14 protein-coding genes are annotated in these 13,630 nt (G+C 37.2%); all 14 read left to right on the top strand.

Going from position 1 to position 13,630, the window contains the following annotated elements:
- Positions 1-90: 90 nt before the first annotated feature.
- The 14 genes from lpxB to hisC all read left to right on the top strand — a co-directional run bounded on the left by lpxB (position 91) and on the right by hisC (position 13,628).
- Positions 91-1,125, top strand: coding sequence for a lipid-A-disaccharide synthase (gene lpxB, locus A3223_RS05535; RefSeq protein WP_084109473.1), 1,035 nt, complete (start codon positions 91-93; stop codon positions 1,123-1,125).
- Positions 1,126-1,127: 2 nt separating this feature from the next.
- Positions 1,128-1,613, top strand: a complete 486-nt coding sequence (greA, locus tag A3223_RS05530) for a transcription elongation factor GreA (protein ID WP_072594430.1) — start codon at positions 1,128-1,130, stop codon at positions 1,611-1,613.
- Positions 1,614-1,676: 63 nt separating this feature from the next.
- A complete protein-coding gene (locus A3223_RS05525) occupies positions 1,677-2,468 on the top strand; it encodes a UDP-2,3-diacylglucosamine diphosphatase (RefSeq protein WP_084109472.1) in 792 nt (263 codons plus the stop codon).
- A complete protein-coding gene (locus tag A3223_RS05520; RefSeq protein WP_021091802.1) occupies positions 2,468-3,421 on the top strand; it encodes a chemotaxis protein in 954 nt (317 codons plus the stop codon). The genes A3223_RS05525 and A3223_RS05520 overlap by 1 nt, the downstream gene beginning before the upstream one ends.
- Before the next feature lie 8 nt (positions 3,422-3,429).
- Positions 3,430-5,772: a hybrid sensor histidine kinase/response regulator gene (locus A3223_RS05515; RefSeq protein WP_084109471.1), complete on the top strand. Its 2,343-nt coding sequence runs from the start codon at positions 3,430-3,432 to the stop codon at positions 5,770-5,772.
- A gap of 9 nt (positions 5,773-5,781) precedes the next feature.
- Complete coding sequence (locus tag A3223_RS05510) at positions 5,782-6,279, top strand: chemotaxis protein CheW (RefSeq protein WP_072594427.1); 498 nt, start codon at positions 5,782-5,784, stop codon at positions 6,277-6,279.
- 8 nt (positions 6,280-6,287) lie between these two features.
- The gene (gene serB / locus A3223_RS05505) at positions 6,288-6,914 is read left to right on the top strand and encodes a phosphoserine phosphatase SerB (RefSeq protein WP_084109470.1); all 627 of its coding nucleotides are present in this window, start codon (positions 6,288-6,290) and stop codon (positions 6,912-6,914) included.
- 6 nt (positions 6,915-6,920) lie between these two features.
- Positions 6,921-7,913: a transaldolase gene (locus tag A3223_RS05500; RefSeq protein WP_084109469.1), complete on the top strand. Its 993-nt coding sequence runs from the start codon at positions 6,921-6,923 to the stop codon at positions 7,911-7,913.
- Positions 7,914-8,030: 117 nt separating this feature from the next.
- Positions 8,031-8,567: a 50S ribosomal protein L25/general stress protein Ctc gene (locus A3223_RS05495; protein WP_021091684.1), complete on the top strand. Its 537-nt coding sequence runs from the start codon at positions 8,031-8,033 to the stop codon at positions 8,565-8,567.
- Positions 8,568-8,579: 12 nt separating this feature from the next.
- Positions 8,580-9,128, top strand: a complete 549-nt coding sequence (gene pth / locus A3223_RS05490; RefSeq protein WP_084109468.1) for an aminoacyl-tRNA hydrolase — start codon at positions 8,580-8,582, stop codon at positions 9,126-9,128.
- The gene (locus A3223_RS05485; RefSeq protein ID WP_084109467.1) at positions 9,125-10,189 is read left to right on the top strand and encodes an LptF/LptG family permease; all 1,065 of its coding nucleotides are present in this window, start codon (positions 9,125-9,127) and stop codon (positions 10,187-10,189) included. The genes pth and A3223_RS05485 overlap by 4 nt, the downstream gene beginning before the upstream one ends.
- 55 nt (positions 10,190-10,244) lie before the next feature.
- The gene (gene lysA, locus A3223_RS05480; protein WP_084109466.1) at positions 10,245-11,468 is read left to right on the top strand and encodes a diaminopimelate decarboxylase; all 1,224 of its coding nucleotides are present in this window, start codon (positions 10,245-10,247) and stop codon (positions 11,466-11,468) included.
- Positions 11,452-12,531 carry a prephenate dehydratase gene (gene pheA / locus A3223_RS05475; protein WP_084042224.1) on the top strand — a complete coding sequence of 360 codons (1,080 nt, stop codon included), beginning with the start codon at positions 11,452-11,454 and terminating at the stop codon, positions 12,529-12,531. The genes lysA and pheA overlap by 17 nt, the downstream gene beginning before the upstream one ends.
- Complete coding sequence (gene hisC, locus A3223_RS05470; protein WP_084109465.1) at positions 12,531-13,628, top strand: histidinol-phosphate transaminase; 1,098 nt, start codon at positions 12,531-12,533, stop codon at positions 13,626-13,628. Before pheA ends, hisC begins: the two co-directional genes overlap by 1 nt.
- Positions 13,629-13,630: the final 2 nt, after the last annotated feature.

Below are 13,630 nucleotides of genomic sequence, written 5' to 3'. Positions count from 1 at the left end.
AAAGGCTTGGATTTTATCACAGCTTTCTTAAAATTTTAAAGAATTTTTGCGTATAATGCCCCCAAAAAAAGACCTGATGAAAGTGTGTAAATGAAAATTTTAGTCTCCGCTCTTGAGCCATCGGCAAATTTGCATTTAAAAGAAATTTTGAAAAATTTTGAGGGCGAATTTGAGCTAATGGGAATTTTTAGCGAAGAGCTTGGCACGCCATATATGAAAAGCAGTGAGTTTTCAGCGATGGGCTTTGTCGAGGTTTTGCCGCTCATTTTTAAGGCAAAAAAGGCGATGAAAGTGATGAGCCAGATGGCAAAAGAGGCTGATGCTGTGCTACTAATAGACAGCCCAGCTTTTAACTTACCGCTTGCAAAAGCGATAAAAGAGGCTGGGGTTAAGGCAGCCGTGACATACTACATCTTACCTCAAGTTTGGGCTTGGAAGCCAAAGCGTGTGAGTGCGGTTGAGAGGGACTGTGACAACCTAGCTTCGATCCTGCCATTTGATGCGAAATTTTATAGCCGTTTAACCTATGTTGGACATCCTTTGATGGATGAGATAAAGCTTAAAAAAACTAGCCTAAGCAGCAGTGGCAAAGTGGCTTTTTTGCCAGGATCAAGAAGGTCAGAGATTTCAAGGCTGATGCCAGTTTATAGAGAGCTTGCTAAAAAGATAGAAGCAAAAAGGCTACTTGTCGTGCCACCATTTTTGCTTGATAAAGTTGGTGAAATTTATGGCGATGTAAGTAACTTTGAAATCGTTTCAAACACGCCTGAGGCTTTGTATGAGAGCGACTTTGCCTTTGTTTGCTCTGGCACTGCTACGCTTGAAGCAGCGCTCATTGGCACACCATTTGTGCTAGCCTATAAAGCAAAAGCGATAGACGTTTTCATAGCTAGAAAATTTGTAAAGATCAAGCACGCAGGACTTGCAAACATAATGTTTGATTTCATGGGCAAAGAGCCACTTCATGAGGAGTTTATCCAAGAATTTGCAACAGCTGAAAATTTGCTAAGAGCTTATGAGAGCTGCAATAGGCAGAAATTTTTAAAAGGCTGTGATGAACTAAGGGCTTATTTAGGGCATGGCAGCAGTAAAAATGTAGTAAAAATTTTAAAGAATATGGAGTAAAAATGAGTGAACCAATGACAATGCATGGATATGAGAAGATAGAAGCTGAGCTAAAAGACCTAAGGCTGGTGCAACGCCCTCAAATCGTAACTGAGATAGATATCGCAAGAAGCCACGGCGATCTAAAAGAAAATGCTGAGTATCACGCTGCAAAAGAAAAACAAGCCTTTATAGATGCTAGGATCGCTGAGCTTAGCGCGCTTCTTGCAAATGCCGAAGTGATCGATCCAAGTAGCTATGAGCACGATAGAGTTAGGTTTGGCTCAAGTGTGACGATAATGGACGAGGAAACCGAAATAGAGCACACATATACGATAGTTGGCATTAGTGAAAGCGACATCGATAAAGGCTATATCTCGATAAACTCACCTCTTGCAAAGCAACTTTTGGGTAAGGCTGAGGGCGATGAAGTAGTGCTAAATTTACCAAAAGGTAGAAGCGACGTTGAGATTGTAAAAATTTGCTATAAGCCTATAAAATTTGACTAAAAAGATGAGACAAAGAGCTAAAAACTGCTTTTTGGCTCTGCTAATTTTTAATTAAGGCAAAATTTGAGCGAATATCTATATGCCCCTATTATAAAAGAAGGTGCGATCTTTTTAGCTGATGCCCATGAAAACGTAAACCGCGATGGCTTTTTAAAATTTTTAAGAGCTGTTAATAGTGGCGAGATCAAAGAGCCACCACAAATTTTTTTATTAGGCGATATGTTTGACTTTCTAACGGGCGAGGGCGAATATACAAGAGAATTTTACTCTGAGCACTTAAGCCTTATAAATAAAATTTCACAAAAGGTAGAAATTGTTTACTTCGAGGGCAACCACGATTTTAGACTTTCAAATTTATTTAATAAAACAAGAGAAATTTGGGATGGGCACGAGATGCTGCGCTATAAAAGCGTTAGGGTTTATGATATTTACGATCAGCCAGCAAATTTCAAAACGATCAATGAAGAACGCGTTCAGATCGCACATGGTGATATATTTTTACCTTTTATAGATAAATATGCACTTAGATTTTTGCGCCTTAGATGGTTTTTAAAATTTATGAATGCTTTGGATAAATTTTTAAATTTTAAAATATCAAAAGCGATATTAGCCAGACTTACTAAGAAAAATTTGGACTATAAAATTCCTAATTTTAAGGAGCTAATGAGCAAGCATTTGCAAGGATATGAGGCTAATATCGTGATAGAAGGACACTATCATCAAGGCGAGCAATTTAACATTTACGATAAGTTTTATATAAATTTACCTTGTTTTGCATGTGAGCAAAGTTATTTTGTTGTAGAATACGCCCAGCAAAAATTAAATTTGCTCAAAATGAGTTTGAAAGGACATTGATGTTTGGAGATAACGTACTAAAAACGGACTCAAACGAGATGGAACTTGTTGATTTTCGTATCTTTAAAAAGACCGAAAACAAAGTATATGAAGGAATATACGGAGTCAATGTCGCAAAGGTGCGGGAGATCATTAAGATGCCAAATCTTACAGAGCTTCCAGGCGTTCCTGAGTATATCGAGGGAATTTTTGATTTAAGGGGCGTGGTGATCCCTGTCATAAATTTGGCAAGATGGATGAATATTATCGAGCCAACCGAAGGCGTAGTTATAAAGCCACGTGTTATTATTGCTGAGTTTAGTGGTATTTTGATCGGTTTTATCGTCCATGAGGCAAAAAGGATCAGGCGTATAAGCTGGAAAGATATCGAGCCTGCAAATTTTGCTTCAGGTTCTGGCGCTTTAGATAAAGGTAAAATAACAGGCGTAACAAGAATAGAAAATGATGAAGTTTTACTTATTCTTGATCTTGAAAGCATAGTAGAAGAGCTTGGAATTTACTCACCAAAGATCGAATTTGATGTAACAGACGATCAAAAACTAAAAGGTGCTGCTTTGGTTTTAGATGATAGCTCGACTGCTAGAAAGCTAGTAAAAGACGCACTTGAGAAAATGGGACTTAGCGTGGTTGAGGCTAAAAACGGCGTTGAGGGCTTGGAGAGAATGGAAGAGCTTTATCAAAGATACGGAGATAACCTATCAAGAGAGCTTAGAGTTATCTTAAGTGATATCGAAATGCCACAGATGGATGGATACCGCTTTGCTTCAACTCTTAAAAATGATGAAAGATTTAAAGAAGTTCCAATAGTATTTAACTCCTCATTGAGTAATGATTTTAGTGAAATCAAGAGCAAAGAAGCTGGTGGTGCGGCGTATCTTACGAAATTTGATGCAAGCATATTTTATCAAGAAGTGCTAAAAGTTATTGAAGCACATTCTAAATCTGCAAAATGAGGTGAAACATGGATGATATGAAAGAAATAATGGAAGACTTTTTAATAGAGGCTTTCGAACTTATTGAGCAGATAGATCATGACCTTGTTGAACTTGAGTCAAACCCTGAAGATTTGGAATTATTAAATAGAATTTTCCGCGTTGCTCACACAGTAAAAGGTAGTTCAAGTTTTTTAAATTTTGATGTTTTAACAGAGCTTACTCACCATATGGAGGATGTTTTAAATAAAGCTAGAAAAGGCGAGCTAAAGATCACTCCAGACATTATGGACGTAGTTCTTGAGTCAGTTGATATGATGAAAGGCTTGTTAAGCAGTATTAGAGATCATGGAAATGATACAGCTGCTGGCATTGATATTAAAAATATTTGCGCAAGACTTACTCAAATTTCTGAAGGCGAAGCCCCAGCAGCAGCTCCTGAAGCTCCTGCCACACCGGTAGCTGAGCCAACACCAGAGCCAGAGCCAGCCGCGCCTACCGAAGAAGTACCAGAGATAAGTGATGCTGAGCTTTCAAAGCTAAGTGATTCAGAAGTTGAAGCAGAAATAGAAAGACTCTTAAAAGTTAGAAAGGCTGAGGATCAAGCAAGGCGTGCTTCAAAAGGTATAGCTCCAAAATCTCCTAGCGAGATAGCCCCAGCCGCAAGTAGTACTTCAGCTCCAGCTGCAAAAGCAGAGAGTAAGGAAAAAGACGGAGATAAAAAGGTCCCAGCAGCAAGCAGTGGTGCAGTAGCACAGGAACAAACTATACGCGTTGAAGTAAAAAGACTTGATCATTTGATGAATCTAATCGGTGAGCTTGTTCTTGGTAAAAACCGCTTATTAAAAATTTATGATGACGTGGAAGAGAGATATGAGGGTGAGAAATTCCTTGAAGAGCTAAATCAAGTAGTCTCAAGCCTAAGTCTAGTTACGACTGATATACAGCTTGCCGTTATGAAGACAAGAATGCTTCCAATAGCAAAAGTCTTTAATAAATTCCCACGTATGATACGCGATCTTAGCCGCGACCTTGGTAAGCAAATCGATCTTGAAATTTCAGGTGAAGAGACTGAGCTTGATAAGTCAATCGTAGAAGAGATCGGCGATCCACTAGTTCACATCATCAGAAATTCATGCGATCACGGTATCGAGGATCCCGAGACAAGAAAGGCCGCAGGTAAGCCTGAAAAAGGCCTTGTTCAGCTAAAAGCTTACAATGAAGGCAATCATATCGTTGTTGAGATAGTTGATGATGGTAAAGGCTTAGATGCTGACATGCTTAAATCTAAATCGATAGAAAAAGGCATCATCACTGAGCGCGAAGCTGATGCGATGAGCGAAAAAGAGGCATTTGGACTTATCTTTAGACCAGGATTTTCAACTGCGGCAAAGGTTACAAACGTATCTGGTCGTGGTGTTGGTATGGACGTTGTTAAGACTAATATCGAAAAACTAAACGGTATCATTGATATTGAAAGTGAAGTTGGAAAAGGCACAGTTATGAAGCTTAAAATTCCACTCACACTTGCGATTATTCAGTCGCTACTTGTTGGAACGCAAGAAGAATTTTACGCTATTCCACTTGCTAGTGTTCTTGAAACTGTTCGTGTGCCGATTGATGATATCTACACGATCGATGGCAAAAATGTACTAAGGCTAAGAGATGAAGTCTTATCTCTTGTTAGACTCTCTGATGTATTTGGTGTAGAAAAAGCTTTTGATGGTGGAGATCAAACTTATGTCGTAATAATCGGTGTTGCTGAAGCAAAACTAGGTATTATCGTCGATACTTTGGTTGGGCAAGAAGAGATTGTTATTAAATCAATGGGTGATTATTTGCAAAATATCCCAGGTATTGCTGGTGCGACTATTAGAGGTGATGGCCGTGTGACATTGATTATCGATGTTGGTGCTATGATGGAGATGGCAAAAGATATCAAGGTAGATATTAGAGCCGAAATAGAAGATAGCACAAAAGCAAAGGAAAAACCAAGCGATTATAAAGTCTTGATAGTTGATGACTCAAAAATGGATAGAACTATCATGCAAAAAGCGCTTGAACCAACCGGGGTAACAATAATAGAAGCTACAAATGGTGTTGAGGCATTAAATATCGTAAAATCCGGAGAGCACTCCTTTGATGCGATCTTGATAGATATTGAGATGCCAAGAATGGATGGATATACACTAGCTGGCGAAATTAGAAAATACTCTAAGTATAGAAATTTACCGCTTATTGCTGTTACATCAAGGACGTCAAAAACAGATAGGTTGCGTGGCGTAGAAGTTGGAATGACTGAGTATATTACAAAACCATATTCAGCCGAGTACTTAGAAAATGTCGTTAGAAAGAATATAAAATTAGCTTAGGGGTAAGGGATGAACAATAAACTAAATCAAGTTTTAAGTAAACAAAAACAGCAAATGAATGGTCCTGAGTTAAAAAATAATGAGGATATAGTTCAGCTAGTAGGATTTGTTGTTGGCGAGGAAGAGTACGCAATACCTATTTTAAATATCCAAGAGATAATCAAACCTATTGAATATACACGTGTTCCTAGTGTACCTGATTACGTTCTTGGCGTGTTTAACCTACGTGGAAATGTTATTCCGCTTATTGATTTGCGTAAGCGTTTTTCACTAAATGTCACAAAACAAAGCCCAAGCACAAGATATATCGTTATGAAAGATGCGGATAATATTGCTGGCTTTGTGATAGACCGCTTGACGGAGGCTATCAGAATAGACCGTAACAGGATCGATCCGCCACCAGAGACTTTAGTAAAAGACAAAGGCATGATTTATGGTATCGGAAAGCGTGATCAAAATATCCTTACGATCTTAAAGGTCGAAAGCCTTTTAAAACGTGATTTTTAGGGTATAGCTTGATAAAACTTTGTGTTTTTGACTTTGACTCTACAATAATGGACGGCGAGACGATAGATATTCTCGCCGCCGCTAATAATGCTAGTGAAGAAGTAGCTAATATAACTAAGCGTTCGATGAACGGTGAGCTTGATTTTTTTGAAAGTCTTACAAAAAGAGTAAAATTTTTAAAAGGATTGCCACTTTTAAAAGTAAATGAAATTTGCAAAAATTTACCCATAATGCCAGGAGCTGGCGAGCTAATAGAAGCTTTAAAGCAAAAAGGTATCAAAGTCGTGGTTTTTAGCGGTGGATTTCACAATGCAACCGATGTAATGCAAAAAAAACTTAATTTTGATGCAAATTTTGCAAATATTTTGCACCACAAAGATGGAATTTTAACAGGCGAAGTTGGCGGAGAAATGATGTTTAGTAGTTCAAAGGGAGATATGATTGACCGCTTATGTGGACTATTAAATTTAGGCAAGGACGAGATAATGTGTGTTGGGGACGGGGCCAATGACATATCGATGTTTAGAAAGTGCGACCTTAGCATTGCATTTTGTGCAAAAGATATCTTAAAAAAAGAAGCGACACATTGTGTTGATGTTAAAGACTTGCGTGAAATTTTAAAATTTATAAGGTAGAAATTAATGTATGACAACGAAGCTAAATTCTCTCTTTGGTGTGATTTTATAGAGAGAAATTTTTTACAAAGCGAATTTAACTCTTTATTGGAAAATAATATTATAAACGGCGCTACAAGTAACCCGGCTATTTTTAAAACAGCATTTGCTTCACCTGCTTATAAAAAGATCATAGAAACTAGCAATAAACGCCACCCAAAAGATCTTTATGAAATTTTGGCTACTCAAGATATAAAAATTGCAGCATGTAAAATGTTAAGAAATTATGCAAACGGCGATGATGGCTTTGTAAGCATTGAGGTTGATCCAAATTTAAGTGACGATACAGTCGCAACGATAGAAGAAGGTATCAGGCTTCATAATCTAATATCAATGCCAAATGTTATGATAAAAATTCCAGCTACAAAAGATGGCTATGAGGCGATGAGCGCGCTTATGGCAAGGGGAATTAGTGTAAATGCTACGCTTATATTTTCACCAGATCAGGCTAAAAACTGCCTAGAAGCTTTTAAAGAGGGTAGTAAGGCTTATACAAGTCGCTTTATAGATACTACTATGCCAAAAGGTGTGATAAGCGTTTTTGTAAGTAGATTTGATAGAAAGCTTGATGAAGTTATGGCTGCAAAGAGCTTGCCAACGGGACAAATTGGCATAATGAATGCTGCAAATATATACCACCTGATCGAAGATTTTGGACTAGAAAATGTAAGAACACTTTTTGCAAGCACAGGCGTAAAAGGTGGTGGTTTAAGAGGGGATTATTACGTTAGAGAGCTAATGTATAAAAATTCTATAAATACAGCACCAATAGAGACGATAAAAGAATTTATAAAAGAAAAAGCAGAGGCAAAAAATGTGCCTAGTAAAGAAAATATCTCAAGCTTTTTTCAGATTATAAAAAATAATGAGATAGATATAAATGTCGTTTATAAAGATTTATTAAGCGACGGTTTAAAGCAGTTTGTATCAGCATTTGATGATATTATGAAATCACTTTAGACAAAGAAGCCTAAGCTAATACAAAAACAGCAAAAGTGACCATTCTTAAGTAAGCTTTATGTGAAATTTATAAAGCATTGGATAAAATCAGCACCTATTTTTTATGAAAGGAAAACGATGTTAGAAGGAATCGTTAGAGAGAGTATCGGTAAGAAGTCTGCAAAGGCTTTGAGAAGAGATGGTTATCTAATCGCCAACATTTATGGCAAGGGATTAGAGAATGTTGCAGCTGCTTTTAAAGTAAATGACTTTATTAAAGAAGCACGCAAAAAAGAGAGCCTTGCTTTTGATGTAAAAGTAGGCGGAAAAGTTTATAATGTCGTTATTGTTGATTACCAAAGAGATGTTGTTACAAGTGATCTTAAACACGTAGATCTAAAAGTAGCACTTCCAGGCGTTTTATCAAAATATATGATCCCAGTTAAGCCAGTTGGAACACCTATTGGTCTTAAAAATAAGGGCGTTTTGATCCAGTCAAAAAGACGTCTTTGCGTAAAATGCACGGCTGAAAATTTACCAAATTCATTTGACGTTGATGTAAGCAAACTTGACATTGACGATACTATTTTGGTTCGTGACATCACAGCTCCTAAAGGCGTTACTATTGTAGACGCTGACCGTGTTGCGGTACTTGGAGTTATTAAAGCTAAATAAAAAAGGGCTTTTGTGACACTAATAGCGGGGCTAGGAAATCCTGGCTCCAAATATGAAAACACTAGACATAATATAGGCTTTATGCTTATAGATCTCCTAAAAGACTCAAATTACAAAGATGTTAGCTCAGCCAAATTCCAAGGCGAAGTTTTTAAATTTAATGACATTATCTTGCTAAAACCTACAACTTTTATGAACCTCTCAGGACAAAGTGTAAAAGCGGTCAAAGATTTTTATAAACCAGATAGAATAATCGTAATACACGATGACCTTGATCTTAGTTTTGGTGCAGTTAAATTTAAAAAAGGCGGCAGTAGCGGCGGCCATAACGGCATAAAATCGATCGATGGACTAATAGGCAATGACTACGAAAGGGTGCGTGTTGGCATTGGGCACCTTGGTGATGCTAAAAATTTTGTTCTTGGAGAGTTTAGTGATGAGGAGAAAAAGGCTTTAGATGAAATTTTAGCCTACACAAAAAATGCAGTTTGCGAGCTACTAAAGAGTGACATCAATGAAATTTCGCAAAAATTTACGATAAAAAAAGGTCTTATCAAATGAAACTATACGCCAGATACGTTGGCTGGGTCTATATAAAATCTTTTCTTGTCGTATTTTTAGCACTTGAACTATTTTATGTAGGCATTGATCTACTTACAAATTTAAAAGATCTGCCACCATCTGCTAACCTTCAGCTCCTTTATGTTGGGCTTACATCACTTAGCGCTATTGGTTATGTTTTGCCACTTTCGCTTATTTTTGCACTCATTATTTTACATGTAAATATGGTCAGGTCAAACGAGCTAATCAGTTTTTATGCGCTTGGCATTAGTAAAAATAACTTAATTTTTCCACCTTTTTTTATTGCACTTTTTGTAACTATTTTTTATGTTGGCTTAAATTTTACTCCATTTGCCTATGCACACGACTATCAAAAAAGTATCGCTAAAAATACGGCTTTCTCAAAAAGTACAAATGATTCATTTTTAAAATTTGAAGGCAAATTTATCTACATAAAAGAGCTAAATTCTGTTAATCAAATAGCAAATGATGTTAGAATTTTTGAGATAAATGGCACAAATTTACTCTCAACTACATTTGCAAATCATGCTAATTTTAAAGACAATGAGTGGATTTTAAAAGATGTTAATCAAACTCTTTTGCCGCAAATTTTAGAGCTTGGTGAAGCTGGTTTTAATAAAATACAAAGTGATAGCTTAGATGCATTAAAAGGCTTTAAGCCAAAGAGTATTGAAAGCGCTGCTAGTGTTGAAAACTCAAAATTTAATATCCCAGATGCGATAAATTTTATAAAGACATTTAAGAATGAAGGCATCGGCCTTGATAGCGCAAAAACAGCTTTTTACAACCTTGCTATCGCACCATTTTTTGCACCATTTTTGTTGCTCATTTTTTACTATCATTTGCCTGTAACTGGCAGGTTTTTTAATCTTGCACTTTCGACTTTTATCTTTGTTGTGATAACTCTTGTCGTTTGGGGGCTGCTCTTTATTCTTGCAAAATTTGCACAAACTTCTGTGATCTTGCCAGAAATCGGCATAGTTTTGCCAGTTATTTTACTTTTTGTATACGCCATTTATCTCATAAAATCGCATCGTTAAGCCAAATTTTGGTAAGCTTTTTGTAAAATCAAGCCATTTTAATAAAGGCTATTTTATGGATTTTAAAGAGCTTGCAAATAGATACAAAACCCCACTTTACGTTTATGATTTTAACTACATAAAAAACCGCTATGAAGCACTAAAAAATGCATTTTTTGCTAGAAAATCTCTCATTTGCTATGCGGTGAAAGCAAACTCAAATTTAAGTGTTTTAAAATTTCTAGCTGATCTTGGAGCTGGATTTGATTGTGTTAGCATTGGCGAAGTAAAAAGAGCGCTTTTAGCAGGTGCAAAGAGATATCAGATCATTTTTAGTGGCGTTGGCAAGAGCGATGATGAGCTAAAAGAGGCTTTGAAAAATGAAATTTTACTCATAAATGTCGAGAGTTTTGCTGAACTTTTAAGACTTGAAAAGATCGCAAAAGGGCTAAACTTAAAGGCAAGAATTAGCATTAGGGTAAATCCAGGTGTCGATGCAAAAACTCACCCATATATCTCGACAGGGCTAAATGAAAATAAATTTGGCGTTGATGCCGAAACAGCTAAAAGAATGTACATCCACGCTAAAGCTTCAGACTCTCTTGAGCCAACTGGCATACACTTTCACATCGGATCTCAGCTAACATCACTTAGCCCGATAATTGATGCTGCAAATATCGTTAGTGAGCTTTTAAGAGAGCTAAGAGCACTTGAGATAGATATCAAATTTTTCGATGTTGGTGGCGGACTTGGCATCATCTATAACGACGAAAAAGAGATAAATTTATATGACTATGCTCAAGGAATTTTAGCTGCACTAAAGGGTCAAGATGTGACTATCGTATGCGAGCCAGGACGCTTTATTGTGGGTAATGCTGGCTACTTTGTCGCAAGCGTTTTATATGAAAAATTTAACGGCAAAAAGAGATTTGTCATCACTGATGGCGCGATGAATGATCTTATTAGACCAAGCCTTTATGGTGCTCATCATGAAATTTTTGTTTGCGGAAAAGATAAAAATTTAGGTGTTTGCGACGTGGTTGGTCCAGTTTGTGAAAGTGGTGACTTTTTAGCAAAAGATATAGAGTTGCCAGAGTCTGAGAGCGGAGATATTATCGTGGTAAAAGGTGCTGGAGCTTATGGTTTTAGTATGAGCTCAAACTACAACACAAGAAACAGAGCCGCTGAAGTTTGCGTGCTTGATGGCAAAGATAGGCTGATAAGAAGACGTGAGAGCTTTGAAGATGTCGTGGCACTTGAGAGAGAATTTTTGGAGAGCGCTGATGCAAGAGCTAAATGAGCTTAGAAAAGAGATCGATGCGATCGATGATCTCATCTTAAATAAACTAAATGAAAGGATGATTTTAGTTGAGCAAATCGGCAAGCTAAAACAAACTAGTGGAACGCCTATATATCGTCCTGAGCGTGAGCGAGCTATCATAAACCGACTAACTAGTCTTAGCAAAGATAAAGCCTTAAATAAAGCTGCTATTGAAGCCATTTATCTTGAAATTTTTGCTGTAAGTAGAAATTTAGAAATGCCTCAAAAGATCGTCTATCTAGGGCCTGAAGGCACTTACACACATCAGGCGGCTCAGAGTAGATTTGGTGCGATGAGTTCATATTTGCCACTTGCGACTATCGAGGCGGTTTTTACAAAACTAGCTCAAAAAGAGGCAAAATACGGCGTTGTGCCTATTGAAAACAACACTGAAGGCGCTGTTGGCGCTACGCTTGATTGTTTGAGTAAATTTAGTGATATAAAAATAGTTGCTGAGCTTTATGTGGATATCCATCACAGCTTTGTTAGCATAAATGAAAATTTAAAAGAGATAAAGCGAATTTATTCGCATCCGCAAGGGTATAATCAATGCCGTAAATTTTTAGAAGATCATATGCTAAATGAAATTGAATTTGTTCCAGCAAAATCAACCGCAGCAGCTGCATATATGGCATCAATGGATAGAAACTCAGCCGCCATTTGCTCAAAGATCGCAGCAAAAATTTATAACGTACCGATAGTTTATGAGACGATTGAAGACAATATGGCAAATAGAACAAGATTTTTGATTTTAAGCGATTTTAAAAACGCAAGAGTTGAAAACTCGAAAACTTCGATCCTTGCAAAGACTGATCACAGCCCAGGACGCCTTGCTGATCTGCTTTCTATCTTTAAAAATGAAAATATCAATATCACAAAACTTGAGTCACGCCCTATTAAGCAACGCGAGTTTAAATCAATGTTTTATCTTGATTTTGAAGGGCATATCGACGATGAGAAGGTGCAAAACGCCTTTGAACTCGCAAAAGAGAGTGGCGCTGAGATAAGCTGGTTAGGAAGTTATTTAAACGGAGAAGAGTAATGAAGTTTAATGATTTTTTAGATGATTTAGTTAATTACGAGGCTGGAAAGCCGATCGAGCTTGTAGTTAGAGAGTTTGGCATTGAAGCAAAAGATGTGATAAAGCTAGCTAGCAACGAAAACCCTTTTGGCACGAGCAAACGCGTAGAGGAGGCACTAAAAGAGGTCGCTAAGAACGCACATCTATATCCAGACGACAGCTATTTTGAACTAAAAGAAGGGCTGGCTAAAAAATATGATGTTAGCAGTAAAAATTTAATAATCGGCTCTGGAAGCGACCAGATCATAGAGTATGCACTACACGCAAAAGCAAACAAGCAAAGTGGCGTTTTGATGGCTGGTGTGACCTTTGCAATGTATGAAATTTATGCAAAGCAAACTGGGGCTAAAATTTACCGCACAAAGAGTATGGAGCATGATTTGAGCGAGTTCTTAGAAATTTATAACGCCAAAAAAGATGAAATTTCAGTCATCTTTCTTTGCTTGCCAAATAATCCTTTGGGTGAGTGTTTGGACGCAGATGAGGTCTTTAAATTTATAAAAAGCGTTGATGAAAATACGCTTGTTGTGCTTGATTGTGCCTACAACGAATTTGCAAAATTTAAAGATAGTAAAAAAGAGATAAAGCCAAGCGAGGTGATAAAATTTAAAAATGCCATATATCTTGGAACATTCTCAAAGGCCTACGCACTTGGTGGCATGCGCGTGGGATACGGCGTGGCAAATGAAGAGACCATAGGCGCTCTTTCAAAACTAAGAGCTCCGTTTAACATCACAACTCTAAGCTTAAGAGCGGCGATAGTAGCACTTGGTGATGATGAATTTGTGCAAAAAACTATGCAAAATAACTTCGAGCAGATGAAGAGATATGAAGAATTTGCAAAGCAAAATGGCATAGAATTTATCCCAAGCTATACAAATTTCATCACATTTAAATTTAACGAGCCAAAATCAAGCCAGATATGCGAAAAGATGCTAAAAAAGGGTATAATTTTGCGAGATCTAAAAAGCTACGCCTTAAATGCGGTGAGAATCACCATCGGCCTTAGCTGGCAAAATGATAGAGTTTTTGAAGAATTAAAGCAAATTTTAAAGTAGGA

The sequence above is a fragment of the Campylobacter concisus genome (assembly GCF_002092855.1).
GTDB lineage: Bacteria > Campylobacterota > Campylobacteria > Campylobacterales > Campylobacteraceae > Campylobacter_A > Campylobacter_A concisus_AI.
This window is presented reverse-complemented; position numbering and strand designations above follow the sequence as displayed.

Coding starts and splice junctions, on each gene's coding strand:
- A3223_RS05485 (WP_084109467.1), top strand. CDS start 9,125: ATGAAACTATACGCCAGATACGTTGGCTGGGTCTATATAAAATCTTTT.
- A3223_RS05500 (WP_084109469.1), top strand. CDS start 6,921: ATGTATGACAACGAAGCTAAATTCTCTCTTTGGTGTGATTTTATAGAG.
- pheA (WP_084042224.1), top strand. CDS start 11,452: ATGCAAGAGCTAAATGAGCTTAGAAAAGAGATCGATGCGATCGATGAT.
- A3223_RS05510 (WP_072594427.1), top strand. CDS start 5,782: ATGAACAATAAACTAAATCAAGTTTTAAGTAAACAAAAACAGCAAATG.
- lpxB (WP_084109473.1), top strand. CDS start 91: ATGAAAATTTTAGTCTCCGCTCTTGAGCCATCGGCAAATTTGCATTTA.
- A3223_RS05520 (WP_021091802.1), top strand. CDS start 2,468: ATGTTTGGAGATAACGTACTAAAAACGGACTCAAACGAGATGGAACTT.
- A3223_RS05515 (WP_084109471.1), top strand. CDS start 3,430: ATGGATGATATGAAAGAAATAATGGAAGACTTTTTAATAGAGGCTTTC.
- lysA (WP_084109466.1), top strand. CDS start 10,245: ATGGATTTTAAAGAGCTTGCAAATAGATACAAAACCCCACTTTACGTT.
- hisC (WP_084109465.1), top strand. CDS start 12,531: ATGAAGTTTAATGATTTTTTAGATGATTTAGTTAATTACGAGGCTGGA.
- greA (WP_072594430.1), top strand. CDS start 1,128: ATGAGTGAACCAATGACAATGCATGGATATGAGAAGATAGAAGCTGAG.
- A3223_RS05495 (WP_021091684.1), top strand. CDS start 8,031: ATGTTAGAAGGAATCGTTAGAGAGAGTATCGGTAAGAAGTCTGCAAAG.